The following is a 23,297-nucleotide window of genomic DNA, read 5'->3' as shown; positions in this document are numbered from 1 at the left end:
CACGAGCTATAAAAGGGTAATAAATGATAAATTACCCCATTTATCCTATTGTTTACCCCATTTCCAGGTTCAACCTAGGGCAAAGACAAACGGCAAGGGAACGGCACTCAAGGGCAACAGGCCTATCCAGAAAAGGAAAAGGCCGCCCTGTCCATTCGCTCTGCAACACCCAGCCAAATCGCCCCTATGCCGTGACGCTGCCCTCCGCCGCACTCAGATAGTCCGCCCAGTCCTGCAACAGCGTCCTTCTCTGATCCAGCAGCAGCGCCTTGTTGTAGGTCGCCCGCACCTTGTTGCTTTCCACGTGGGCAAGCTGCCGCTCAATCGCATCAGGCCGGTATCCGTTCTCATTCGCCCAAGTTGAAAAGGTCGTCCGCCAGCAATGCGGCGTCGTGCCCCGGCCCAGGTTCATGTCGCGCATCGCGTAGGTGAGCCGATTGGGCGTGGTGAAGCCCTTTCCGCTTCGGTGCGGAAACAGATAGCGCCCGCCACCCGTGATGTGCTGCAAGTCTTTCAGCACCGCTATGGCCTGCGTGGACAACGGACTGACATGGTCGCGCCGCGCCTTCATCTTCGCCGCAGGCCGACGCCACAGCGCATCCTCAAAGTCGAACTCGTCCCATTCGGCATCCGCCGCCTCCCCTGGACGGCAGGCGGTCAGCGCAATCAGCCGCAGGCACAACGAGGTTTCCGGATAGCCCCGGTAGCCACGCAACTCCTGATAGAACTTCTGGATTTGCTCTCGCGTCATCGCCGCCTTGCTCTCGCTGAACGGCACGCGTAGCAGCCCACGCAGGCTGGGAATTGGATTTGCCTCGACCAGCCCACGAACCACCGCGAATTCGAAGATGGCCGAAAGATCGCCTTTGACATGGATGGCCGCCCACGCGCCGTGGGCCTTGCATTCCTCCAGCAGCGGGCGAATCTGCTTCACGCCAATGTCGCTCATCGGCATCCCATCGAACTTGGGTGACAGGTACTTCCTGATGCGGGACTCTTTCGTGCGGTAGGAACTGAGCGCAAAGACAGGCTTGATCTCGGCCAGGTACGCCTGCGCCACCTTGGCGAACGAGCTTTCACGAGCGCGCTTGCGTTCCTCCAGTGCTTCCAAGTTGCGCCGCTTGACCTGCTGCCGCTCATGCGCAGGATGAATGCCTTGCTTGACCAGGGCGCGGGCCTTCTCGCGGGCCGCGCGCGCCTCCGCAAGGCTTACTTGAGGAAAGCCGCCAATGGCAAAGAGGTTCTCCTTGCCTTGCAGGCGGTACTTCCATCGCCAAAGCTTGCCGCCGGTAGGTTTGACCAGCAGGAACAAGCCCCCGCCGTCTGATAGTTTCCAATCTCGATCAGTCGATTTGGCCGACCTGACCTTGAGGTCGGTGAGTAGGTTTTCGGGCATCGTTGGACTCCACTGCGGGGAGATGTACCCCCACGGTTGAACACGAGTACCCCCAACGCTACCCCCGGATTTTTCAGACCTCGATGAACAATAGGAACGCTCAGCAGACCGTATTATTTCTGCAACCCATTGATTTAAAACAGGTCAATCTATCCACCAAGCGCTACTGAGCGCCACCAAGATCCAGCAAAAATCGTCAGACGTTAAACAGGAAGTTCATCACATCGCCATCCTGCACGATGTATTCCTTGCCTTCCGCCCGCATCTTGCCCGCTTCCTTCGCGCCCTGCTCGCCCTTGTAGGTGATGAAGTCTTCATACGCGATGGTCTGCGCGCGGATGAAGCCGCGTTCGAAGTCGGTGTGGATGACGCCCGCGGCCTGGGGCGCGGTGGCGCCGATCGGCACGGTCCAGGCGCGCACTTCCTTGACGCCGGCGGTGAAGTAGGTCTGCAGGCCCAGCAGCTTGAAGGCGGCGCGGATCAGGCGGTTCAGGCCCGGTTCTTCCATGCCCATGTCCGACAGGAAGGCCTGGCGGTCGGCGTCGTCCAGGTCGACGATCTCCGATTCGATGGCGGCGCAGATGGCCACGACCGGCGCGTTGCGGGCGGTGGCGAATTCGGTCAAACGGTCCAGCAGCGGGTTGTTGGTGAAGCCGTCGTCGGCCACGTTGCCCACGTACATCGCGGGCTTGGCGGTGATGAAGCAGAGCTGGGCGATATCGGCCTTTTCCTCGGTGGACAGGTCGAGCGCGCGGATCGGCTTGGCTTCGTTCAGTTGCGCCACGCATTTTTCGAGCACGGCGACGATGCGCTGCGATTCCTTGTCGCCGGAACGCGCGGTTTTCTGGTGGCGCTGCAGGGCCTTTTCGGCGGTCTGCAGGTCGGCCAGGGCCAGTTCGGTTTCGATGACCTCGATGTCGGCGATCGGATCGACCTTGCCGGCCACGTGGATCACGTTGGGATCCTCGAAGCAGCGCACCACGTTGACGATGGCGTCGGTTTCGCGGATGTGCGAGAGGAACTGGTTGCCCAGACCTTCGCCCTTGCTGGCGCCGGCCACCAGGCCGGCGATGTCGACGAATTCGACCGTGGCCGACAGGATGCGCTCGGGCTTGACGATCTCGGCCAGCTTCTGCAGACGCGGATCCGGCACCTCGACCACGCCGACGTTCGGCTCGATGGTGCAGAACGGGTAGTTCTCGGCGGCGATGCCGGCGCGGGTCAGAGCATTGAAAAGTGTCGATTTGCCAACGTTGGGCAGGCCGACGATGCCGCATTGCAGAGCCATGGGAATCCTGTGTAAGTACGGTATTGATCGTTAACGTTCTAGTTTACCCCGCCGGGCGGCGCGTCAGGATGACCGCGCCCTGGGGGACGGACGGCTCAACTGGCCGCCGTGGGGGCCCAGCGCATCACGGCCCAGATCAGCAAAATGGGGCCGGCGTTGAAGGTGGCGTGCAGCGCGATCGCCGCGCCGATGCCGCGGCGGATGCGGATCCAGCCCAGCACCAGGCCGGTCAGCCACTGCGGCAGCACCAGCAGCGGCAGCAGCCAATACGGCGTGTGGTGGAAGACGAAGTTGGTCAGGTGCACGGCGGCGAAGGTCAGCGCCACCAGGTGGAACACCCAGCCGAAGTGCCTCAGGTAAAGACGCCGCCACGCGGTGTTCCAGCGCTTGAGCGGCGCGGGACGCGGCCGCAGCGCCCAGCAGGCCAGCAGCACGAAGGCCGCCAGCAGCAGGCCGGTCCAGATGCGCGGGCCGTACAACACCACCGGCAGCAGCGCCGGGCACAGCCACAGCGCCTGCTTGGGCCGGCGCAGGCCGTAGCGGAACAGCATTTCCTCGACCAGCGGCGCCCAGACCACCGCCGTCAGCCACGGGATGTTGGCAGGATCGAGCCGGTGCGTCACCCCTCCCAAGCCCGCCGCGGCCACCGCCACCGGCCCCAGCGCGAACAGGTTGATCAGCCACAGCACGGCCGCCCAGGCCAGCAGGCGACCGGGGCCGACACCCGGCCACCAGTCCGACACCCAGCCGACCGTCGGCGCCCGTCCCGGCAGACGGCGCAAGGGATGCGGCCGGCGCACGAAATGCCAGAAATCCGCCAATTCGCTGCGGAAACGGGGCGTGAGCGGCGCGACGGAACCCGGGCCGGTGTCCATCAGGCCTCGTTGCCGCTGTGCAACTGGCGCGTGGCCAGCGCGAAATCACCGGCCAGCATGGCCGGCACCACAGCGCGGCAGCGGTCGATGACGGCCTCGATGAGCTTCTGCTCTTCGCGGCGCGGCGGATGCAGCACGAAGTCCGCCACCTGCTGTGCCAGGCCGAGCGTGCGCGGATGGCCGATGCCGATCCGCAGGCGCCAGAAATTGGGGCTGCCGAGCGCGGCCTGGATGTCCTTCAGGCCGTTGTGGCCGGCGTGGCCGCCGCCCTGCTTGAGTTTCACCTGGCCCGGCATCAGATCGAGTTCGTCATGCAGCACCAGCACCTGTTCCGGCACCAGCTTGTAGAAGCGCGCCAGCGCCCCGACCGCCTGGCCGGAACGGTTCATGTAGGTGTTGGGCTTGAGCAGCAGCACGTTGTCGGCCCCCAGGCGGGATTTGGCCACCATGCCGAAGAACGATTTTTCCAGCGCGAACGCGGCGCGCAGGTCGTCCGCCAGGTGGTCGGCCAGCCAGAAGCCCGCGTTGTGGCGGGTGGTTTCGTAGTCGGGACCGGGGTTACCCAATCCCACGATGAGGCGTATGGGAATAGACATGATGGGGGGTGTTTAAACCAAAAAACCCTGCGCATGCAAATGCACACGCAGGGTTTCGGGCGCAAGCCGCGGGAAAGCCGAGGCTTTCCGGCAGGACTTAGGCGGCGGGAGCGGCCGCAGCGGCGTCGTCGGCGTCGTCGGCGGCAGCGCCACCCTTGACGACAGCGGCGGCCAGCAGCGGGTTCTCTTCACCACCGTGCGGGACGTAGGTCACGCCCATCGGCAGCTTGATGTCGGCCAGGTGGATCGAAGCGCCGGCCAGGATGTTGGTCAGGTCGACTTCGATGAACTGGGGCAGCGCCGACGGCAGGCAGGTGATTTCCAGTTCGGTGGTGACGTGGCTGATGATCGCGCCGCTCAGCTTGACGGCCGGCGAGACTTCAGCGTTCACGAAGTGCAGCGGCACCTTGGTGCGCAGCGCCTGGTTGGCGTCGACGCGCTGGAAGTCCACGTGCAGGACTTGCGGCTTGTAGGCGTGCCATTGAACCGAACGCAGCAGGACTTGCTCGTCCTTGGCGCCTTCGAGCTGCATTTGCAGGATCGACGCGTGGAATTCTTCCTTGCGCAGGGCGTGGTAGATCTCGTTGTGGTCGAGTTCAATGTTCAGCGGGGCAGCCGAACCACCATAGACGATGGCGGGAACGCGGCCCGCGCGGCGCAGGCGGCGGCTCGCACTCGAACCCTGGACGCTACGCGCAGTGGCAGTGAATTTCATGGAAAACTCCAAAAACTAAAAATGGCGAAGCGGACTTCGCCGGTTGAACGCACGGCGCACAACAGGCGCGCCGTGTTGCTTGCGTCTTGCCGCGACCAGCAAGACACAAAAAACGGGGGCTGACGTCAGTCGACGAACAGCGAGCTGACCGATTCGGCGTTCGAGATACGCAGGATGGTCTCGCCCAGCAGCGCGGCGCACGACAGTTGGCGGATCTTGCCGCTGGCCTGGCCTTGCTCGGAGAGCGGAATGGTGTCGGTGACAACCAGTTCGTCCAGTTCCGACGCCTCGATGCGGTCGATGGCGCCGCCCGACAGCACGGGGTGCGTGCAATAGGCGTAGACGGCGCCGGCGCCGCGGTCCTTCAGGGCCTGGGCCGCCTTGCACAGCGTGCCGGCGGTGTCGACCATGTCGTCCATGATGATGCAGGTGCGGCCGTCGACTTCACCGATGATGTTCATCACTTCCGACACGTTGGCGCGCGGACGGCGCTTGTCGATGATGGCCAGGTCGGCTTCGAGCTGCTTGGCCAGCGCGCGGGCCCGCACCACGCCGCCGATGTCCGGGGACACCACGACCAGGTTCGAGAAATTGCGGCGCCAGATGTCGCCCAGCAGGATCGGGCCGGCGTAGATGTTGTCCACGGGAATGTCGAAGAAACCCTGGATCTGGTCGGCGTGCAGGTCCATCGTCAGGACGCGGTCGACGCCCGCCACTTGCAGCATGTTGGCCACGACCTTGGCCGAGATCGCGACGCGCGCCGAGCGCGGGCGGCGGTCCTGGCGGGCGTAGCCGAAATAGGGAATCGCGGCGGTGATGCGGCCGGCCGAGGCGCGGCGCAGGGCATCGACCATCACCATGATTTCCATCAGGTTGTCATTGGTAGGCGCACAGGTGGGCTGCAGGACGAAGACGTCCTTGCCACGCACATTCTCGTTGATCTCGACCATCACCTCGCCGTCCGAAAAGCGACCGACGGTCATCTTTCCCAGGGACATATCGAGGTGGTTGACTACGTCCACGGCCAGCCGAGTGTTGGCCGTGCCCGTGAAGATCATGAAGCTATCGTTTGCCATGATGGATGATGCGATGGTCGTTTCGAGACACTAACGAGGTGATGCGAGAACCTGCGGACCGGAAAATAAAAAAGCTGCTGAACCCGGGCCAGTGTCTTACAGGCGTGTTCAACAGCTTTTTTATGTATTCGGTTGGCTGGGGAGGAAGGATTCGAACCTTCGCATGCCGGAATCAAAATCCGGTGCCTTAACCAGCTTGGCGACTCCCCAACTATCTTGCAATCCAATTCCGCAGCGGATGCTCAGTCAACCCAGGACAAGCCTGCACTAACCGGAACCGTGGATGCGTGATGCCGTTTAATTCAACAGCGCCGCGCATTGTAGCGGTAATTTCCGTTTTCGCCAAAACGGCCTCCGAAAGCTCGGAAAACTCGGCGTACAAACACGCGCCAGATCCCGACATGCGAACTTGGGTTCCTGTGTTTTTCAACACACCCTGCTCTGCAAGCCACCGCGATGCCCTGAAAACTTCAGGATAAAGTCGGTAGACCACCGGCTCCAAATCATTTTTCCCGAAGGAAAATGTAGGCGAAGCAAGAAAGTCCGCTATTGTGATGTAAGAAGAATCTCTTGTCAAATCGGGTGCGGAAAAAATTCCAGCAGTCGGCACGCTGGCGTCCGGCTGTGCCACCAGATAGGCCCGCGCCGGCAGATCCAGCGCCGTCAGTTTTTCGCCCACGCCTTCGGCAAAAGCGGACTGACCGAACACGAACACCGGCACGTCCGCGCCCAGCGGCAAGGCCAGCTCCATCAGTTCGCGCCGCGACAGGCCGGTGCCCCACAGACGGTTCAAGGAGATCAGCACGGTGGCCGCGTCGCTCGACCCGCCGCCCAGCCCGCCGCCCTGCGGAATGCGTTTTTCCAGCGCGATCTGCGCGCCCTGGCGCGTGCCGGTGGCCCGCTGCAGGGCGCGCGCGGCGCGCAAGGTGAGATCATCCGCTTCCGACACGCCCGGCAATTCCGTGGCGCGGCTGATGACGCCGTCGGCGCGCGCCTCGAAATGCAGCGTGTCGCACAGATCGATGAAGCGGAAGGCGGTCTGCAGCAGGTGGTAGCCGTCGGGACGGCGGCCCACCACGTGCAGGAACAGATTCACCTTGGCGGGCGCGGGGACGTCGTAGAGAGTCACGATGGAGCGGAAAAAAGGGGGGATGCGTCGATTTTAGCGATCAGGCGATCTGCGGCGTGACGCGGCCGGCCAGGCGTTCGGCCGGCGCCTCGATCACCTGCCCTTCCGGCAGCTTGAACACCGCCACGGCGCCCGCCAGTTGGCGCGCCTGTTCTTCCAGCGCGCCGGCGGCGGCGGCGGCCTGTTCCACCAGTGCGGCATTCTGCTGGGTCACGCCGTCCATCTGCGTCACGGCGCGGTTGACCTGGTCGATGCCGGTGGCCTGCTCCTCAGAGGCGGCAGAGATCTCGCCCATCAGACTGGTCACGCGCTGCACCGACTCGACGATCTCGCGCATGGTGGCGCCGGCCGTTTCCACCTGCTCGGAACCGACGCCGACCTTCTGCGCCGAGTCTTCGATGAGCTGCTTGATTTCCTTGGCGGCGGCGGCGCTGCGCTGAGCCAGCGTGCGCACTTCGCTGGCGACCACGGCGAAACCCTTGCCCTGCTCGCCTGCGCGCGCGGCTTCCACGGCGGCGTTCAGCGCCAGGATGTTGGTCTGGAAGGCAATGCCGTCGATCACGCCGACGATGTCGGAAATGCGCGACGAGCTGCCCTGGATGGCGCGCATGGTCTCGACCACGCTGGAGACGGCCTCGCCGCCGCGTTGCGCCACGGCGGCCGAGGTGGCGACCATGCGGTTGGCTTCGCGTGCGGTATCGGCATTCTGCTTGACCGTGGTGGCCAGCTCTTCCATGCTGGCGGCGGTTTCCTCGAGCGAGGCGGCCTGCTCCTCGGTGCGGCTGGACAGGTCGGCATTGCCGGACGAGATCTCGCGCGCGCCGACGTTGATCTCGTCGACGCCACGGCGCACCGTGGACACCGTGCGCACCAGGCTGTCCTGCATCGCGCGCAGGGCGTTCAGCAGCGCGCCGATCTCGTTGCGGCCGCGATCGGCCACGCGGCGCGTCAGGTCGCCTTCGGCAATGCGGCGGAAGATCTCGCCCGCCTCCAGCAACGGCCGCACGATCATGCGGCGGATCAGCACGTGCGCGCCCACCGCCATCAGCAGGCCCAGCGCCAGGATGCCGGCCAGCAATGAACTGAACAAGGTGTGGAACAGCGAGATCTCGTCCATCACCTCCCGCCCGCTGGTTTCGGCGCGGCGCATGAAGGCGTCGCGTTCGGACACCAGCAGTTCCTGCACCTGCTGCGTGCCCTGCTTGAAATAGGCGTCCATGTCGCCGGCCTCCAGCACCTTGCCGACGTTCTGCAGGTTGGCGCTGAGGTTGGTGTAGGCCTCGATCAGATCCTTGGACTCGGTCTTCTCTTGTGCCGACAAGCCGCCGGCAAAGGTCTGGAAGGCGCTGTCGCCCGCGGCGATGCGCTGGCGCGCCAGCCGCAGCGCGGTGGTGTCGCTGGCATTGCCCTGCGCCACCCGCGTGGCGTAGCGGCTCAGGTCGGTGCGCGCCGCCACCAGCGACAACGCCGCCGTGTTCACGGCATTGACCTGTTGCGACGAAAGACGATAGAGCTGGCCGACGTCCTGGTTGGTCTGCCGCAGGGCGACGAAACCCATGCCGCCCACCAGCAACTGGAAAGTGAAAAATACCGCGATGATCCCCAAGAGCATCGTCGCGATCCGCGTATTCCTGAACATTGGCATTCTCCGTAAAAAAGCGGCGGCGCGATCCGCGACCACCGGCCTTGCATGCCGCGCGCGGGGTAGTGCGCGCGGGTATGCGGAGGATTATTCAGGTTAAACAAAGCCTATCAATCAGTAACAGCGTCGATTTTGCAACGCTGATTTGCTGATTGAAGCGGAACGGACGTGCTATCCCCGGACGTCACAACGGCCCCGCAGGGGCCGTTGAGCGCGGCATGGCGGAGCGGCCATCAGGGCTGGTTGACGACCAGGCGCACCATGATGCGGCGGCCCGGTTCCTGGCGCTCCAGCACCAGCATCTGCGGGCCCAGCGTGTCGTAGCGCGACAACCGCGCGCGCCAGCCGCCCTGCTCGAAAGCCACCGGACGGCCCAGGTCGTCGTTGGACACGTCGGTGGCCTCGGGCTGGCCCGCCAGCTTGCCGCGCAGCCAGTCGCGCAGGCCGGACACCGGCATGCTGCTGCCCAGGGCGTCTTCGGCCAAGGCATCGGGGTTGTCAGCCACCAGGCGGGTGCCATCGGCCTTGGTGAGGCTGGCCGCGCCGGGCCGGCCCTCGACCCGCGCCTCGGTCGAGCCCAGCGGATTGGTCAGGTCGAGCACGTAACGGCGGCCGTCATCCGACCAGGAAAAGCCGCCCTGCACGGCGCTCTGCTTGCCGCTTTCCTCGTTGACCGTGATGGCGAAGCGGCCGACGCGCGAGAACGCGCCCGCCGACGCGCCCTCGATGGGCTTGGGCGTGGTGGTGCAGGCCGCCAGCACGAAAGCCAGCATGGCCAGCAGCGTCCAACGCATCCACCCCAGGCCGTCGCGCGCAGCGCGCAGCGTAGCCGTCACAGGCTGACCCCCAGGCGCTTGATGACATCGAGCACGGTTTTATTCTTGGGATCCTTCTGCACCGCGGCGCGCAGCAGCTCGACCGCCTGGTCGCGCTTGCCCTGTGTCCAGAGCACTTCGGCCAGGTGGGCGGCGATGTCGGCTTCGGGACGCACGCTGTAGGCGCGGCGCAGGTAATCGGCGGCGGCGATCTGGTCGCCCATGCGGAATTTGACCCAGCCCATGCTGTCCAGGATGAACGGGTCGTTGGGCGAGAGTTCCAGCGCCTGGGTGATCAGGTCCAGCGCCTCGGGCAGGCGCTGGTTGTGGTCGGCCAGCGTGTAGCCCAGCGCGTTGTAGGCGTGGGCGTGCTCCGGATCCAGCGCGATGACCTGGCGCAGCATGCGTTCGAGGTCGGCCAGGCGATCCTGGCGCTCGTACAGCATGGCCAGCTCGTACTTGATCTCGACGGTGTCGGGCAGCGCCTGGTCGGCCGCTTCCAGCACCGACACGGCCTGGCCGATACGGTCGGCGTCGCGCAGGATCTGCGCCTTGGTCAGCACGCCCAGGGTGCGTTCTTCCTCGTCCTGGGGCGCGGCGGCGTCGACCATCTTGATGGCGTCGTCGACGCGGCCGGACTTGGCGCGCAGCGCGGCCTGGCGCATGCGCGCCGAGAAGCGCAGCGAGGGATCGTCAATGCGGCCCAGTTCGGCGATGGCTTCGTCGTACTGGCCCTGGTCTTCGGCGATGCGCGACAGCAGCACGTGGGCGTCGGCCGCGGCGGCGCCGGCGTCGGTGGCGCCCGGCACGATGGCGCGCTGGCGCTGGTTCTGCACGTCCAGGTATTGCTGCAGCAGCGTCCTGGCCTGCGACAGTTGGCCGGCCTTGTAGGCCAGTTGCGCCTGCATGAAGAGCAGGTCGAAGTCTTCCGGCGAGCGCCGCGACATGGCCTGCAATTCGGCCAGGGCGCCGTTGTAATCGCCGGCGTCGGCCATCTGGCCGGCCAGCATCAGGCGCACCTTGCGGGCGTTGGGATTGCGGCTGATATAGGCGCGGGCATCGGCCTGCGCGCGCTGCGGGTCGACCTTGGCGCCATACTCGAGGACGCGCTGGGCGGCCGGTTCGGACTTGGGATCGGCGGCCAGGGCAGCGCGGGCTTCCTGGGCGGCGCGCGGGTAGTCGCCGGCGGCGGAGGCCACATCGGCCAGCGCCAGGTGGGCGGCGGGCAACTTGCGCACGCTGTCGCTCAGGGCCTCGTCGAGGATGCGCAGCGCCAGACGGCGGTCGTTCAGGCGGCTCAGCACGGCCAGGGCCTGGCCAATGGCGGCCGGCTTGTCGCGCGAGGCTTCGATGCGGTTGCGCAGCGCCTGCGACAGGCCCTTGGTCTGGCCGTTGGCGGCGGCCAGCGCCAGTTCGGTGGAGCTGGCTTCCAGGTCGTTGGGCGACAGGCGGGCCCAGACGCGGGCCGCGTCCAGCGCGCCCGGCAGGTTGCCGCCGGCCAACTGGAATTCGAGGCCGCGGCGCGCCAGGCGGGGATCGCCGGTGTCGCGGGCCAGGCCGACCATGGTGCTGGCGGCGGTGCCGTACATACCGCGCTGGGCGGCGATTTCCGACGCCAGGACCCGGTAGAAGATGTCGGCGGTCAGCGTCACGTAGGGCAACTGGCCCGGACGCAAGCGGATCACCTCGGTTTCAGGCTGGCGGTTCTGGGGCGCCATGCGGGGGCCGGTCGCATCCCGCGTCCGGCTGTCGGCGGCCTGGGCTTGAGGAACCAGGGCAGAGGCCAACGCAAGCGCCAGCGCGGCAATCCCGATATTCATTTGTTTGAAAGACGACTTCACGCGGCCCGTCCGGTTGGTGGCACAATCTTCGTACACGCAATTGATGATCTTACACTGGCTCATGCCGGAACTGCCTGAAGTTGAAACCACGCGTCGCGGAATCGACGCCGTCATCACCGGCCGCCCCCTCACGCGGCTGGTCGTCCATGAGTCCCGGATGCGCTGGCCCATCCCGGCCGACCTGCCCGCCCTGGTGGGCGGACGCACCGTGCGGGAATGCGGCCGCCGCGGCAAATACCTGCTGCTGCGCTTCGACCACGGCACCCAGATCGTGCACCTGGGCATGTCCGGATCACTGCGCAGCGTGGCTCCCGGGGAATTCCTGCGCAAACATGACCACGTCGAATGGATCTTCGATCAGGCCGTGCTGCGGTTGCATGACCCGCGCCGTTTCGGCGCGGTGCTGTGGCATCCCGACGCGGACGGCCCGGTCGAGAACCACCCCCTGCTGGCCAAGCTCGGCATCGAACCGTTCGACCCGCGCTTCGACGGCGCCTGGCTGCACCGCCACTTCAAGAACCATGGCGCCGCGATCAAGCAGGTGCTGCTGGCCGGCATGGCGGTGGTGGGCGTGGGCAACATCTATGCCTCGGAAAGCCTGTTCCGCGCCCGCATCAACCCCAAGACCCCGGCCAACAAGCTGTCGCGGGCCCGTTGCGACCGCCTGGCGGACATGGTGCGCGCCACGCTGGCCGACGCCCTGACTTCCGGCGGCAGCACCTTGCGCGACTACGTCGGCGCCAGCGGCGAGCCCGGCGCCTACTTCGAGATCCACGCCGCGGTCTACGAGCGCGCCGGCCAGCCCTGCCGGGTCTGCGGCACGCCGATCAAGCGCATCGTCCAGGGTCAGCGAGCGACCTATTACTGCCCGAAGTGCCAGAAGACCTGATCCGCGCACCCACTCCCTGTGGGCCGCCGCCGCCCTGAAAGGTTCCCGTCCGGGCCGCCCTGCGCGGCCCGGATGCATTTGGACGAGCCCTGGAAACCCAAGGGAAATCCCTGCCAAAAAGGGTTGATTCGTTTATAGCAAACGTATTGCACAACCACTAACGCCAAGCTATATTCCTTCCACACACCCTATGCCTATAAAAGTGGAAGGAGCCTCCATGAGCAAGCAATTCGCTTCGCACGCCGACCTGACCGACAAGGTCGTATCGTTCGAAAAGCTGTCAGACAACGCCTATGCCTACACCGCCGAAGGCGACCCCAACACCGGCGTGATCATCGGCGACGAGGCGGTCATGGTGGTCGACACCCAGGCCACCCCGGTGATGGCGCAGGACGTCATCCGCCGCATCCGCGAAGTCACCGACAAGCCGATCAAGTACATCCTGCTGTCGCACTACCACGCGGTGCGGGTGTTCGGCGCCTCGGCCTACAACGCCCAGGAAATCCTGGCCAGCCGCGACACCTACGACCTGATCGCCGAACGCGGCGAGCAGGACAAGGCCAGCGAAATCGGCCGCTTCCCGCGCCTGTTCCGCAACGCCGAATCGATTCCCCCCGGCCTGGTCTGGCCCACCATGACGTTCAAGGGCGAGATGACCGTCAACCTGGGCAACCTTGAGGTCAAGCTGCTGCAGGTCGGCCGCGGCCACACCAAGGGCGACACCATCGCCTGGCTGCCCGAGCAGAAGATCCTGTTCGCCGGCGACCTGGTCGAATACCAGTCCACCCCGTACTGCGGCGACGCCTATTTCCGCGACTGGCCCAGCACGCTGGACGCGCTGGCCGGCTTCGAAGCCGAGAAGATGGTGCCCGGCCGCGGCCCGGCGCTCAAGAATGCCGCCGAAGTGCGCCAGGGTCTGGCCGGCACGCGCGCCTTCCTGACCGACCTGTACGGCGCGGTGAACCGCGGCGTGGCCGAAGGCAAGGATCTGAAGACGATCTACCGGGAGGTCTACGATTTCATGAAGCCGCGCTACAGCGACTGGGTCATCTTCGACCACTGCATGCCGTTCGACGTATCGCGCGCCTATGACGAGGCCACCGGTCACGTGCATCCGCGCATCTGGACGGACAAGCGCGACCTGGAAATGTGGGCCCAGCTGGAGGGCTGATCCCGCGCGGCCGGTGCGCCGGCCGCTTTTTTTCCACAGATCGAAACGGCTCCGTCCGCCCCCGGACACGCGCGGGGCGCCGCAGCCGCGCATAAAAACAAAATGACCCACACAGGAGACAACCGTGGGAGACATCGACTTTCAGGCGATGGAGTTCGCCTATGAGAAACACGCCGACCAGGGCGCCGCGACCCAGGCGCGCCACCCGGTGGTGGTGGTGGGCGCCGGGCCGGTCGGCCTGACGACGGCGCTGGACCTGGCGCGCCAGGGCGTGCGGGTGGTGGTGCTGGACGACGACTACCGCCTGTCCACCGGCTCGCGCGCCATCTGCTTTTCCAAGCGCACGCTGGAGATCTGGGACCGCCTCGGCGTCGGCCAGCGCATGGTCGACAAGGGCGTGTCGTGGAACGTGGGCAAGGTGTTCTTCCGCGACCAGGAAGTCTGGCGCTTCGACCTGCTGCCCGAACCCGGCCACCGCCGCCCCGCCTTCATCAACCTGCAGCAGTACTACGCCGAAGGCTATCTGTACGAGCAGGCGCGCCAGGAACCGAACATCGACCTGCGCTGGAAGAACAAGGTGGTGGGCCTGGAGCAGGCCGGCGACGGCGTGGTGTTGTCGATCGACACGCCCGAAGGCGGCTACGCGCTGCGCGCCGACTGGCTGGTGGCCTGTGACGGCGCCCGTTCGCCGGTGCGCAAGCTGATCGGCCAGGAAAGCCACGGCCGCATCTTCCGCGACCGCTTCCTGATCGCCGACGTCAAGATGAAGGCCGACTTCCCGGCAGAGCGCTGGTTCTGGTTCGACCCGCCCTTCCACCCCAATCAATCGGTGCTGTTGCATATGCAGCCCGACAATGTCTGGCGCATCGACTTCCAATTGGGCTGGAACGCCGACCCGGTCGAGGCGGTCAAGCCCGAGAACGTGCTGCCGCGCATCCGCGCCCTGCTCGGCCCGGACGCGCAGTTCGACCTGGAATGGGTCAGCGTCTACACCTTCGCCTGCGAGCGCATGGACAAGTTCCGCCACGGCCGCGTGGTGTTCGCCGGCGACTCGGCGCACCGCGTCTCGCCGTTCGGCGCGCGCGGCGCCAACAGCGGCGTGCAGGATGCCGAGAACCTGGCGTGGAAGCTGCGCCTGGTGCTGGCCGGCCACGCGCCGGAATCGCTGATCGACAGCTATGCCGCCGAACGCGAGCATGCCGCCGACGAGAACATCCTGAATTCCTCGCGCGCCACCGACTTCATCACGCCCAAGAGCGACATCAGCCGGAGCTTTCGCAACGCCGTGCTGAATCTGGCGCGCACCCATCCGTTCGCGCGCGCGCTGGTCAACAGCGGCCGCCTGTCGCTGCCCGCCACCTACGCCGATTCACCGCTGAATACGCCCGACACCGACACGTTCGCCGGCCGCCTGCGGCCCGGCGCGGTGGCGCTGGACGCGCCGGTGCGCGGCCCCGGCGACTCGCCCTGGTGGCTGTCGCAATTGGACGCGGGCTTCACGCTGGCGCTGTTCTGCGGCGACGCCCCGCCCGACGCCGGGACCTTGCAGGCCCTGCGCGCGCTGCGCCTGGCCGCCGTGCCGGTCAAGCCGGTGCTGGTGGCCGGCCCGGGTTGCGACGCGGCCGGCTGGCCGGACGACCTGACGCGCGTCGTCGATACCGAAGGGCTGCTGGCTCAGCGCTATGACGCGCTGTCGGGCACCGCCTACCTGATCCGGCCCGACCAGCACGTCGCCGCGCGCTGGCGCGCCTTCAAGCCCGACGCGGTAGCGTCGGCCGTCAACCGCGCCATCGGCCGCGCCTGAATCCGGAGGCCCTTTCCATGCTGAACACCGAAACCAACCTGGCCGCGCCGGACGATTTCTACGAGGCGCTGATCGACGCGCACCGTGACCTGAGCAACGAGCAGAGCCAGGAAATGAACGCGGCGCTGATCCTGCTGCTGGCCAACCACCTGGGCGACATGGCGGTGCTGCGCGAGGCCCTGGCGCAGGCGCGCGCGTCGGTCACCGCGACGGCGCCCCCACCGCAAACGTGTTGACGATCAGGGCGCGCAGCCACTGATTGCCGCCATCGCGGTCGTAGCGGCGCTGCCAGTACATATTGGTCTGCAGCGCCGGCACCTTCACCGGCGGCGTCATATAGCGCAGGCCGAACGGCGGCGCGGCGCTGGCCGCCAGTTTCTCGGGCACGGTGGCCAGCAGGTCGGTGGCGCTGACGATGTAGGGCACGGCCGAGAAATGCGGCACGCTGAAATGCTCGGCCAGCGTCAATCCCGCCCGTTCCATCGACTGGTTCACCTGGCCATAGGGCGCGGCGCGCGACACGATCAGGTGGCGCTCGGCGCGAAACGCCTTCAGCCCCATGCCGGCATGGGCGGTGGGATGCGCCTGGCGGAACAAGGTGGCGTAGCCCTGCCGGAACAGCATGCGCTGCAAGGTGCCCGCCCCCATCTCGTCAAACGCGCCGATGGCCAGGTCGACCCGGCCCGCCGCCATCTCGCGCGGCAGATCCGGCCCTTGCACCCGCACCGAATCGATGCGCACCTGGGGCGCCACCTGCACGCAGACCTCCATCAGTCGCGGCATGAAGTGGATCTCGCCGACATCGGTCATGGCCACGCGAAAGCGCCGCGTGCTGGTGGCGGCGTCGAAGGCGTCCTGCTCCTGCAAGGCCTGCGACAGCATTGCCAGCGCCTCGCTCACCGGGCCGGCCAGGCGCTGCGCGCGCGGTGTCGGCAGCATGCCCTGCGCGGTGCGCACGAACAGTTCGTCGCCAAAGGCCAGGCGCAGCCGGCGCAGGGCGTTGCTGACGGCCGGCTGCGACAGGTCCAGCCGGCGCGCCACGGCGGACAGGTTGCGATCCTCCAGCAGGTGCTGGAACAGGATCAGCAGGTTCAGGTCGACGTCGCGCAAGTCCGCCATCAGGCACCCCTACTATTCACAAAATTTATAGTTGCTATTTTTGCATTCCCGTAGCCGCAACGGGAGATTTTTCCGACAATGGCGCATCGGTGCCGGACGCTTTAAGCCGGCGCGCCCCGACCAAGACCGCGCGGCCACGCATCGCGCGCCACCCAGGAGGATTCCATGGAACTGCACTACCAGACCGGTTTCGGCAACGACTGTGCCACCGAAGCCCTGCCCGGCGCCTTGCCGCTGGGCCGCAATTCGCCCCAGCAATGCCCTTACGGCCTGTACGCCGAACAGTTGTCCGGCACCGCTTTCACCGCGCCGCGCAGCGAGAACCGCCGTTCGTGGCTCTACCGCATCCGCCCAGGCGCCCAGCACAAGCCGTTCGAACCCTTTGCCGGCGTCAAGGGCTGGGAAAGCGCGTTCGGCCACGGCCCGGTCACGCCCAATCAGTTGCGCTGGAGCCCCCTGCCCATTCCCACCGCGCCGACCGACTTCATCGAGGGCGTGAAGACCTGGGGCGGCAACGGCGGCCCCGATGAGCAAGGCGGCGTCGGCATCCACCTGTATGCCGCCAACCGCTCGATGCAGGGCCGCTATTTCTATAACGCCGACGGCGAACTGCTGCTGGTGCCGCAACAGGGCCGCCTGCGCCTGGCCACCGAACTGGGCCTGATCGACCTGGAGCCGCTGGAGATCGCCGTGATCCCGCGCGGCGTGCGCTTCAGCGTGCAACTGCTGGACGACAGTGCCCGCGGCTACATGCTGGAGAACTTCGGCGCCGCGCTGCGCCTGCCCGAACTGGGCCCGATCGGCTCGAATTGCCTGGCCAACGCCCGCGACTTCAAGACGCCGGTGGCGTGGTACGAGGATGTGGAAGGCGATTTCGAACTGATCGCCAAGTTCACCGGCGGCTTCTGGCGCGCCGCGATCGGCCATTCACCGCTGGACGTGGTGGCCTGGCACGGCACGCATGCGCCGTACAAGTACGACCTGCGCCACTTCAACACCATCGGCTCGATCAGCTACGACCATCCCGACCCGTCGATCTTCACGGTGCTGACCGCGCCGTCCGACACCCCGGGCACGGCCAACATGGACTTCGCCATCTTCCCGCCGCGCATCCTGGCGATGGAAAACACCTTCCGTCCGCCCTGGTTCCATCGCAACATCGCCAGCGAGTTCATGGGCCTGATCCAGGGCGTGTACGACGCCAAGGCCGACGGCTTCGCGCCCGGCGGCGCCAGCCTGCACAACTGCATGAGCGGCCACGGCCCCGACGCCGAGACCTTCGAGAAGGCGTCGCGCGCCGACACCAGCCAGGCGCACTACATCCGCGACACCATGGCCTTCATGTTCGAGACGCGGCGCGTGATCCGCCCGACGGCGCAGGCGCTGGCCTCGGTAGAATTGCAGGGCGACTATTACCGGTGCTGGCAGGGCCTGCAGAAGCATTTCGATCCCGCCAAGGCGTGACCTTTCTTTCCGTCACGCCCGCCCACGGCGATGCGCGCAAGCGCATCGCCGTTTGGCTTTGGATTTTTCCGGCGCCCGCCGCGCCCTCACAAACACATTGAACGAGACACTCCCCATGACCACCGCGATCAACGAAACCCACGACCCCTCCCTGAAGAGCTGGGTCGCCAGCGCCAACACCGGCACGTCGGACTTCCCGGTGCAGAACCTGCCCTACGCGGCGTTCCGCCGCAAGGGCGCGCAGGAATCGTTCCGCCCGGGCGTGGCCATCGGCGACCAGATCGTCGACCTGGCCGCGCTGGCTGCCGCCAAGCCGTTCGAAGGCGCCGCCGCCGAGGCGCTGGCCGCCTGCCAGGGCGACAGCCTGAACGCGTTGATGGCCCTGGGCCGCGCCCACTGGAGCGCGCTGCGGCTGGCGCTGTCGCGCGCCCTGCGTGAAGGCGCCGCGCTGCGCGCCACGGTCGAACCGCTGCTGGTGGCGCAGGCCGACGCCGAATACACCACGCCGGCCCGCATCGGCGACTACACCGACTTCTACATCTCGGTGCACCACGCCACCGCCGTGGGCAAGCAGTTCCGTCCCGACAACCCCCTGCTGCCGAACTACAAGTGGGTGCCGATCGGCTACCACGGCCGCGCCTCCAGCATCGGCGTGGACCAGAAATTCCCCCGCCCGGTCGGCCAGACCCGCCCCGCCAACGAAGGCGAGACGCCGCAGTTCGGCCCGTGCGCGCGCCTGGACTATGAGTTGGAACTGGGCATCTTCGTCGGCACCGGCAACGCCCAGGGCGAGCGCATCGCGCTGGCCGACGCCGATTCGCACGTGTTCGGTCTGTGCATCCTGAACGACTGGTCGGCGCGCGATATCCAGGCCTGGGAATACCAGCCGCTAGGCCCGTTCCTGGCAAAGAACTTCGCCTCGACCATCTCGCCGTGGATCGTCACGCTGGAAGCGCTGGAACCGTTCCGCACGCAATGGAACCGCGGCCCCGCCGAACCGCAGCCGCTGCCGTACCTGGCGTCCGATGCCAACCGCGCCAAGGGCGCCTATGACGTGCAGATGGAAGTGCTGCTGACCACCGAGCAGTCGCGTGCCGCCAAGCAGGCGCCGGCGCGGCTGTCGCGCAGCAACTTCCGCGATGCCTACTGGAACGTGGCGCAGTTGATCACGCACCACACGGTGAACGGCTGCAACCTGCAGCCGGGCGACATGCTCGGCACCGGCACCCTGTCGGGTCCGCAGCCATCGGAAGCCGGCTCGCTGCTGGAGCTGAACCACGGCGGCAAGAACCCGATCGAACTGCCCTGGGGCGAGAAGCGTACCTTCCTGCAGGACGGCGACCAGGTCATCATGCGCGCCGAATGCGTCAAGGCGGGCTACCCGCGCATCGGCTTCGGCGAGTGCTCGGGCACCGTGCTGCCGGCGCGGGGGTAAGCGCCCGCGCCTGTCAGGATCGGGGCGTGGCGGCCGCATCGGCCGTCAACGCCTCGATCTCGTCATCCTTGGCCTGCCATTGCTGGCCCAGCCAGTGGTGGAATTCGCTGCGGAAGGCCTTGTCGCGGCTGTAGTCGCCTGCGCAGAAGGCCGGCGGCACGGGGAGTTGGCGCATGCGCACCCGCACCGTGCCCATGCGGCCGCAGGCCATGTCCCAGAAGCTGGGCACGCCCGCCGGATAGGCGATGGTGACATCGATCATCGAACGGAAGCGCGTGCCCATCGCGTTCAGCGACACCGCCAGTCCGCCCGCCTTGGGCTTGAGCAGGTGGCGGTAGGGCGCCCCCTGCGCGTCGCGCTTGGCCGGCGTGAAGCGCGTGCCCTCGGCAAAGACCATCACGCTGGTCGGCACCAATGAGAATTTCTCGCAGGCGCGCCGCGCCGTTTCCTGGTCCTGGCGCCCCAGCGCGGGGTTGCGGCGCAGATCGGCCTTGCCATGGCGCTTCATGAACGGAAAATCCAGCGCCCACCATGCCAGGCCGATCACCGGCACATAGATGAGCTGCTGCTTGAGGAAGAACTTCAGCAGCGGAATGCGGCGGTTCAGCGCGCCCTGCAGCACAAAAATGTCGCACCAGGACTGATGGTTGCAGTTGACCAGGTACCAGTCGGCATAGCGCAGCCCGCTGTGGCCCCGCACGTCCCAGGGCCGGCGCTGGATGCGCGTGAACCAGGCGGTATTGACGCTGATCCAGGCGGTGGCGATGCCATTGAGAGCCGGATCGATGCGACGCCTGGCCGCGGCGAAGGGCAGCGCCAGTTTCAAGAGCGCCAGGGGAAACAGCAACAGGCACCAGAACAGCGTGCTCACGCCGATCAGGACGGTGCTGAAGACGCCGGTCAGCCATGCCAGGCGGCCGCGCGGAACCGGCCAGGCGCGCCAGCGCCTGGCGGCGGCTGCAGGCGCATCGGAGGAATCGACAGGAGGCCGGACCGGGCCGGCGGGCGGATCGGGAAAGTTCATGAGCGCGAGTGTGCGAGGGCCGGCGGCGGACCGGCTTGCGCGGGATCAAACCGGCCCCCTGCCGGGATGGGGCGAAATCAAGGCAGGCGGTATTTTTCCTCGCGGTAGACCCAACTGGCCCACAGGGCGTGCGCCAGCGCCGCCTTGCTCAAAGTCTCGTCCGCCGGTTCGACCGGGTCATAGGTCTCGTCCTGGCCGACCGGCGCGGCGCGGTAGCGGAACTCGCGCGGGGCCTTGGAAGGTTCCAGCACCAGCAGCCTGTCGCCCCGCAGATAGCCGAAGTTGTCGGCGTACTGCATCAGCGCGCGGTTCGGATCGCGCCGGGTCAGATCGGCGCCCAGCATCGGGTTGACGTTGTCCAGCCCGATCAGCGACAGCAAGGTCGGCGCCATGTCGATCTGGCTGACGATACGCTCGTCCTGGCGCGGCGCGATGCCCGCGCCCAGGATCAGGGCCGGAATCTGGAAGTGCCGCACCGGCACCGGGATCGAGCCATAGACGCGGGAATCGTGGTCGGCGATCACCAGGAACACGGTGTTGTCCCAGTACGGCGCCTTGCGCGCCTTGTCGAAGAACTGTCCCAGCGCCCAATCGGCGTAGCGCACGGTGTTGTCGACGCTGGCCGGATCGCCCACCGGCTGGATGCGGCCCGCCGGATATTCCCACGGCGAATGGTTGCTGACCGAGAACGCCAGCGTGAACACCGGCTTGTCGCCGTCGGCGCGCAGCAGGCGGTCGACCTGGTTGAACATGTCTTCGTCGGACGCGCCCCACGAGCCTTCGAACACCGTGTTCTCGAATTTCGGGCGATCGACGATCTCGTTAAAGCCGTTGCCCAGGAAAAAGGCGCGCATATTGTCGAAGTGCGACTCGCCGCCATAGACGAAGCGCGAGTGATAGCCATGCCTGCCCAACACCTGCGCCAGCGTGAAGAAGCCGGTCTGCGAGCGCGGCAGTTTCACCACCGCGTCGGCCACGCTGGGCAGGAAACCGGCCGTGACCGCCTCGATGCCGCGCACCGAGCGCGTGCCGGTGGCGTAGGCGCGGTGGAACATCCAGCCCTGCTTGCCGAGCCGGTCGATGTTGGGCGTGAGGTCCTTGCCGCCCAGGCTGCCGACGTACTGCGCGCCCAGGCTTTCCTGCAGAATGATCACCAGGTTGAGCGGCTTGTCGCGTCGCACCGTGGCCTTCTGTTCGTGCAGGCTGGGATAACGCGCGTCCAGCGGCGCGCCCGTCAGGCCGGCCTTCTCGCGCACGATGGCGTTCATCTCGTCCACCGGCATCTTCGGGTACATCGCGGCCGACGAGCGCTCGTCGCGCATGCGGTAGGCGGCGTCGAACACACTGTAGAGCGAATTGAGCGCCAGCGAATTGACCATGGCGTCCGAGCTGAACGCGACCTTGGCCGGGTTGATGGGACGATGCTCCAACGTGCCGCGCGCCCCCAACACCACCAGCGCCAGGATCGCCAGCGACGCCAGCGGCCGCTTCCACCACGCCAGGAACGGATCGCGCACGCGCACCGGGAACAGCTTGAGCGCGAGCCACGCGGCCACCAGCAGCACCACCAGTGCCGCCAGCAGCACGCCCTTGTAGCCCTGCCACAGCATCGAACCGACTTCCCTCGGATTGAGCAGGTAGATGAAGTACAGGCGGTTCGGCCGCGTGTCGTATTCGGCGATGAACTGCGGCGTGGAGACTTCCAGCAGCACGTACAGCATCCACCAGACGCGGAACCACCAGGCGGTGACGCGCGCCGCCCACGGCCGGTGCCCCAGCCACGGCGAGAACACCGCCGGCAGCGCGATCACCATGGACAGCAGGCAGACATCGATGCGCAGGCCGCCGAACAGCACCGGCCACAGGCCGCCGGCCGCCTCGACGCGCTCCCACATCCACAGCGACAGGCCCAGCCGGCTCAGTGTCAGCAGAACCAGCACGGACAATATGAAACGCAGTGTCAGGCGGCGCATGCGGCGGCCCCCCGTTCACGCATGAACCCCCGCGCCGTTGCCGCGCCACGATGACCGAGCCAAACCATGCCTTGCCGTCCAGTGATTGAAAACGGCAAAGGTTAACGCGGATTGACGCGCCGCAGCGCCGGCGGCGCGGGCGGCCGGGCCGAACACAGACCCGATGACATCCGGGTTAAGTTGTACGACATCCTAATTCCGCTTTCGGAACGCGCGCCGGCAAGGCCGGCAGCGCCCGGCACGGCGCTACTGCACCCGGCGCAGGCGCTCGCGGCTGTTGCTCAGGTGCGTGCGCATCGCGGCGCGCGCGCCTTCGGCATCCTGGCGCACGATGGCGCTGTAGATGTCCTCGTGCTCCAGGTTGACGCGCGACAAGTAGGCGGCGCGGTCCTCGTGCGCGAACTTGGCCGAATTGATGCGGGTGCGGGGAATGATGGCCGAGCCCAGGTGCGACATCAGGTCGGCGAAGTAGCGGTTGTCGGTGGCCTGCGACACCAGCAGGTGGAACTGGAAGTCCGGCGTGATGGTGTCGCCGCCGCTGTCCAGCGCGGCCTTGAAGGCGTCCAGCGCGCGGCGCATCTCGGCCAGTTGGGCCTCGCTGCGGCGCGCGGCGGCCAGGCCGGCGGCCTCGCTTTCCAGGCAGATGCGCAATTCGAGCAGCACCAGCACGTCGCGCACCGTGGCGATGTCGGCCGGATCGACGCGGAAATCGGCGCCGCCGCTGGGCTCGAGCGCATAGGTGCCGACCCCGTGGTGGGTTTCGACCAGGCCCGAGGCCTGCAAGCGCGACAGCGCTTCGCGCACCACGGTGCGGCTGACACCGAACTGCCGCATGATCTCGGATTCGGTGGGCAGCTTGTCGCCGGGGCGGATGTCGCCGCCGCGGATGCGTTCGGAGATGTTCTCCACCAGGCCCTGGGCCAGGTTTCGTGGACGACGCTGCGGCAGGACGGGGGTATCGACGGGAGCGTTCATCAGGGATTGTCCGAAAGCGGTTGCGTGGCGCTTGACTGCAAAAATTCGTGCTTATTATACTTTGGACTAG

General features: G+C 66.7%; 20 protein-coding genes and 1 tRNA gene. 6 read left to right on the top strand and 15 right to left on the bottom strand.

Annotation, left to right across the window (positions count from 1 at the left end; translation table 11 throughout):
* Positions 1–184: 184 nt before the first annotated feature.
* The 11 genes from ACN6O8_RS13945 to ACN6O8_RS13895 form a co-directional block, all read right to left on the bottom strand.
* Complete coding sequence (locus tag ACN6O8_RS13945) at positions 185–1,396, bottom strand: tyrosine-type recombinase/integrase (protein WP_427991622.1); 1,212 nt, start codon at positions 1,394–1,396, stop codon at positions 185–187.
* 196 nt (positions 1,397–1,592) lie between these two features.
* Positions 1,593–2,684: a redox-regulated ATPase YchF gene (ychF, locus tag ACN6O8_RS13940; RefSeq protein ID WP_427991621.1), complete on the bottom strand. Its 1,092-nt coding sequence runs from the start codon at positions 2,682–2,684 to the stop codon at positions 1,593–1,595.
* A gap of 95 nt (positions 2,685–2,779) precedes the next feature.
* Complete coding sequence (locus ACN6O8_RS13935; protein ID WP_427991620.1) at positions 2,780–3,559, bottom strand: CPBP family glutamic-type intramembrane protease; 780 nt, start codon at positions 3,557–3,559, stop codon at positions 2,780–2,782.
* Positions 3,559–4,155 carry an aminoacyl-tRNA hydrolase gene (gene pth / locus ACN6O8_RS13930; protein WP_427991619.1) on the bottom strand — a complete coding sequence of 199 codons (597 nt, stop codon included), beginning with the start codon at positions 4,153–4,155 and terminating at the stop codon, positions 3,559–3,561. Before pth ends, ACN6O8_RS13935 begins: the two co-directional genes overlap by 1 nt.
* A gap of 97 nt (positions 4,156–4,252) precedes the next feature.
* Positions 4,253–4,870 carry a 50S ribosomal protein L25/general stress protein Ctc gene (locus ACN6O8_RS13925; protein WP_427991618.1) on the bottom strand — a complete coding sequence of 206 codons (618 nt, stop codon included), beginning with the start codon at positions 4,868–4,870 and terminating at the stop codon, positions 4,253–4,255.
* 125 nt (positions 4,871–4,995) lie between these two features.
* Positions 4,996–5,946 carry a ribose-phosphate pyrophosphokinase gene (locus ACN6O8_RS13920; protein ID WP_006227587.1) on the bottom strand — a complete coding sequence of 317 codons (951 nt, stop codon included), beginning with the start codon at positions 5,944–5,946 and terminating at the stop codon, positions 4,996–4,998.
* 133 nt (positions 5,947–6,079) lie between these two features.
* Positions 6,080–6,156 (bottom strand) — tRNA-Gln (locus ACN6O8_RS13915).
* Position 6,157: 1 nt separating this feature from the next.
* Positions 6,158–7,075, bottom strand: a complete 918-nt coding sequence (gene ispE, locus ACN6O8_RS13910) for a 4-(cytidine 5'-diphospho)-2-C-methyl-D-erythritol kinase (RefSeq protein ID WP_427991617.1) — start codon at positions 7,073–7,075, stop codon at positions 6,158–6,160.
* 40 nt (positions 7,076–7,115) lie between these two features.
* Positions 7,116–8,714 carry a methyl-accepting chemotaxis protein gene (locus tag ACN6O8_RS13905; RefSeq protein ID WP_427991616.1) on the bottom strand — a complete coding sequence of 533 codons (1,599 nt, stop codon included), beginning with the start codon at positions 8,712–8,714 and terminating at the stop codon, positions 7,116–7,118.
* Positions 8,715–8,950: 236 nt separating this feature from the next.
* Positions 8,951–9,511, bottom strand: a complete 561-nt coding sequence (gene lolB / locus ACN6O8_RS13900; RefSeq protein ID WP_427991932.1) for a lipoprotein insertase outer membrane protein LolB — start codon at positions 9,509–9,511, stop codon at positions 8,951–8,953.
* 38 nt (positions 9,512–9,549) lie between these two features.
* A complete protein-coding gene (locus ACN6O8_RS13895) occupies positions 9,550–11,436 on the bottom strand; it encodes a tetratricopeptide repeat protein (RefSeq protein WP_427991615.1) in 1,887 nt (628 codons plus the stop codon).
* Between ACN6O8_RS13895 and mutM the strand changes: the two genes are divergently transcribed.
* The 4 genes from mutM (at position 11,435) to ACN6O8_RS13875 (ending at position 15,473) form a co-directional block, all read left to right on the top strand.
* Positions 11,435–12,262 carry a bifunctional DNA-formamidopyrimidine glycosylase/DNA-(apurinic or apyrimidinic site) lyase gene (mutM, locus tag ACN6O8_RS13890; protein WP_427991614.1) on the top strand — a complete coding sequence of 276 codons (828 nt, stop codon included), beginning with the start codon at positions 11,435–11,437 and terminating at the stop codon, positions 12,260–12,262. The two genes, ACN6O8_RS13895 and mutM, sit on opposite strands and share 2 nt — an antisense overlap.
* A 217-nt stretch (positions 12,263–12,479) precedes the next feature.
* Positions 12,480–13,433, top strand: coding sequence for an MBL fold metallo-hydrolase (locus tag ACN6O8_RS13885; RefSeq protein ID WP_427991613.1), 954 nt, complete (start codon positions 12,480–12,482; stop codon positions 13,431–13,433).
* Between the two features lie 124 nt (positions 13,434–13,557).
* A complete protein-coding gene (locus ACN6O8_RS13880) occupies positions 13,558–15,237 on the top strand; it encodes an FAD-dependent oxidoreductase (protein ID WP_427991612.1) in 1,680 nt (559 codons plus the stop codon).
* 17 nt (positions 15,238–15,254) lie between these two features.
* Positions 15,255–15,473, top strand: a complete 219-nt coding sequence (locus ACN6O8_RS13875) for a DUF2783 domain-containing protein (protein ID WP_175134044.1) — start codon at positions 15,255–15,257, stop codon at positions 15,471–15,473.
* On the opposite strand, the gene ACN6O8_RS13870 is transcribed toward ACN6O8_RS13875, so the two are convergent.
* Entirely contained in the window at positions 15,439–16,356 is a 918-nt protein-coding gene (locus tag ACN6O8_RS13870) for a LysR family transcriptional regulator (RefSeq protein WP_427991611.1), read from the bottom strand. The two genes, ACN6O8_RS13875 and ACN6O8_RS13870, sit on opposite strands and share 35 nt — an antisense overlap.
* 165 nt (positions 16,357–16,521) lie before the next feature.
* Here ACN6O8_RS13870 and hmgA point away from each other — a divergent pair, with 165 nt between their 5' ends.
* Both hmgA and fahA read left to right on the top strand, forming a co-directional pair.
* Positions 16,522–17,820: a homogentisate 1,2-dioxygenase gene (hmgA, locus tag ACN6O8_RS13865; RefSeq protein ID WP_427991610.1), complete on the top strand. Its 1,299-nt coding sequence runs from the start codon at positions 16,522–16,524 to the stop codon at positions 17,818–17,820.
* A 115-nt stretch (positions 17,821–17,935) separates the two neighbouring features.
* Positions 17,936–19,255 carry a fumarylacetoacetase gene (gene fahA / locus ACN6O8_RS13860; RefSeq protein ID WP_427991609.1) on the top strand — a complete coding sequence of 440 codons (1,320 nt, stop codon included), beginning with the start codon at positions 17,936–17,938 and terminating at the stop codon, positions 19,253–19,255.
* A 13-nt stretch (positions 19,256–19,268) separates the two neighbouring features.
* Here the strand turns inward: fahA and ACN6O8_RS13855 are convergent, their stop codons facing one another.
* The 3 genes from ACN6O8_RS13855 to ACN6O8_RS13845 all read right to left on the bottom strand — a co-directional run bounded on the left by ACN6O8_RS13855 (position 19,269) and on the right by ACN6O8_RS13845 (position 23,227).
* A complete protein-coding gene (locus ACN6O8_RS13855; protein ID WP_427991608.1) occupies positions 19,269–20,279 on the bottom strand; it encodes an acyltransferase in 1,011 nt (336 codons plus the stop codon).
* Between the two features lie 77 nt (positions 20,280–20,356).
* The gene (locus tag ACN6O8_RS13850; RefSeq protein WP_427991607.1) at positions 20,357–22,252 is read right to left on the bottom strand and encodes an LTA synthase family protein; all 1,896 of its coding nucleotides are present in this window, start codon (positions 22,250–22,252) and stop codon (positions 20,357–20,359) included.
* Between the two features lie 246 nt (positions 22,253–22,498).
* On the bottom strand, positions 22,499–23,227 hold the full coding sequence (locus ACN6O8_RS13845; RefSeq protein ID WP_427991606.1) for a FadR/GntR family transcriptional regulator: 729 nt from the start codon (positions 23,225–23,227) through the stop codon (positions 22,499–22,501).
* Positions 23,228–23,297: the final 70 nt, after the last annotated feature.

Origin of the sequence: Achromobacter sp. (genome assembly GCF_050285565.1) — a bacterium.
In the GTDB taxonomy this organism is placed as follows: domain Bacteria; phylum Pseudomonadota; class Gammaproteobacteria; order Burkholderiales; family Burkholderiaceae_B; genus Achromobacter.
This window is presented reverse-complemented; position numbering and strand designations above follow the sequence as displayed.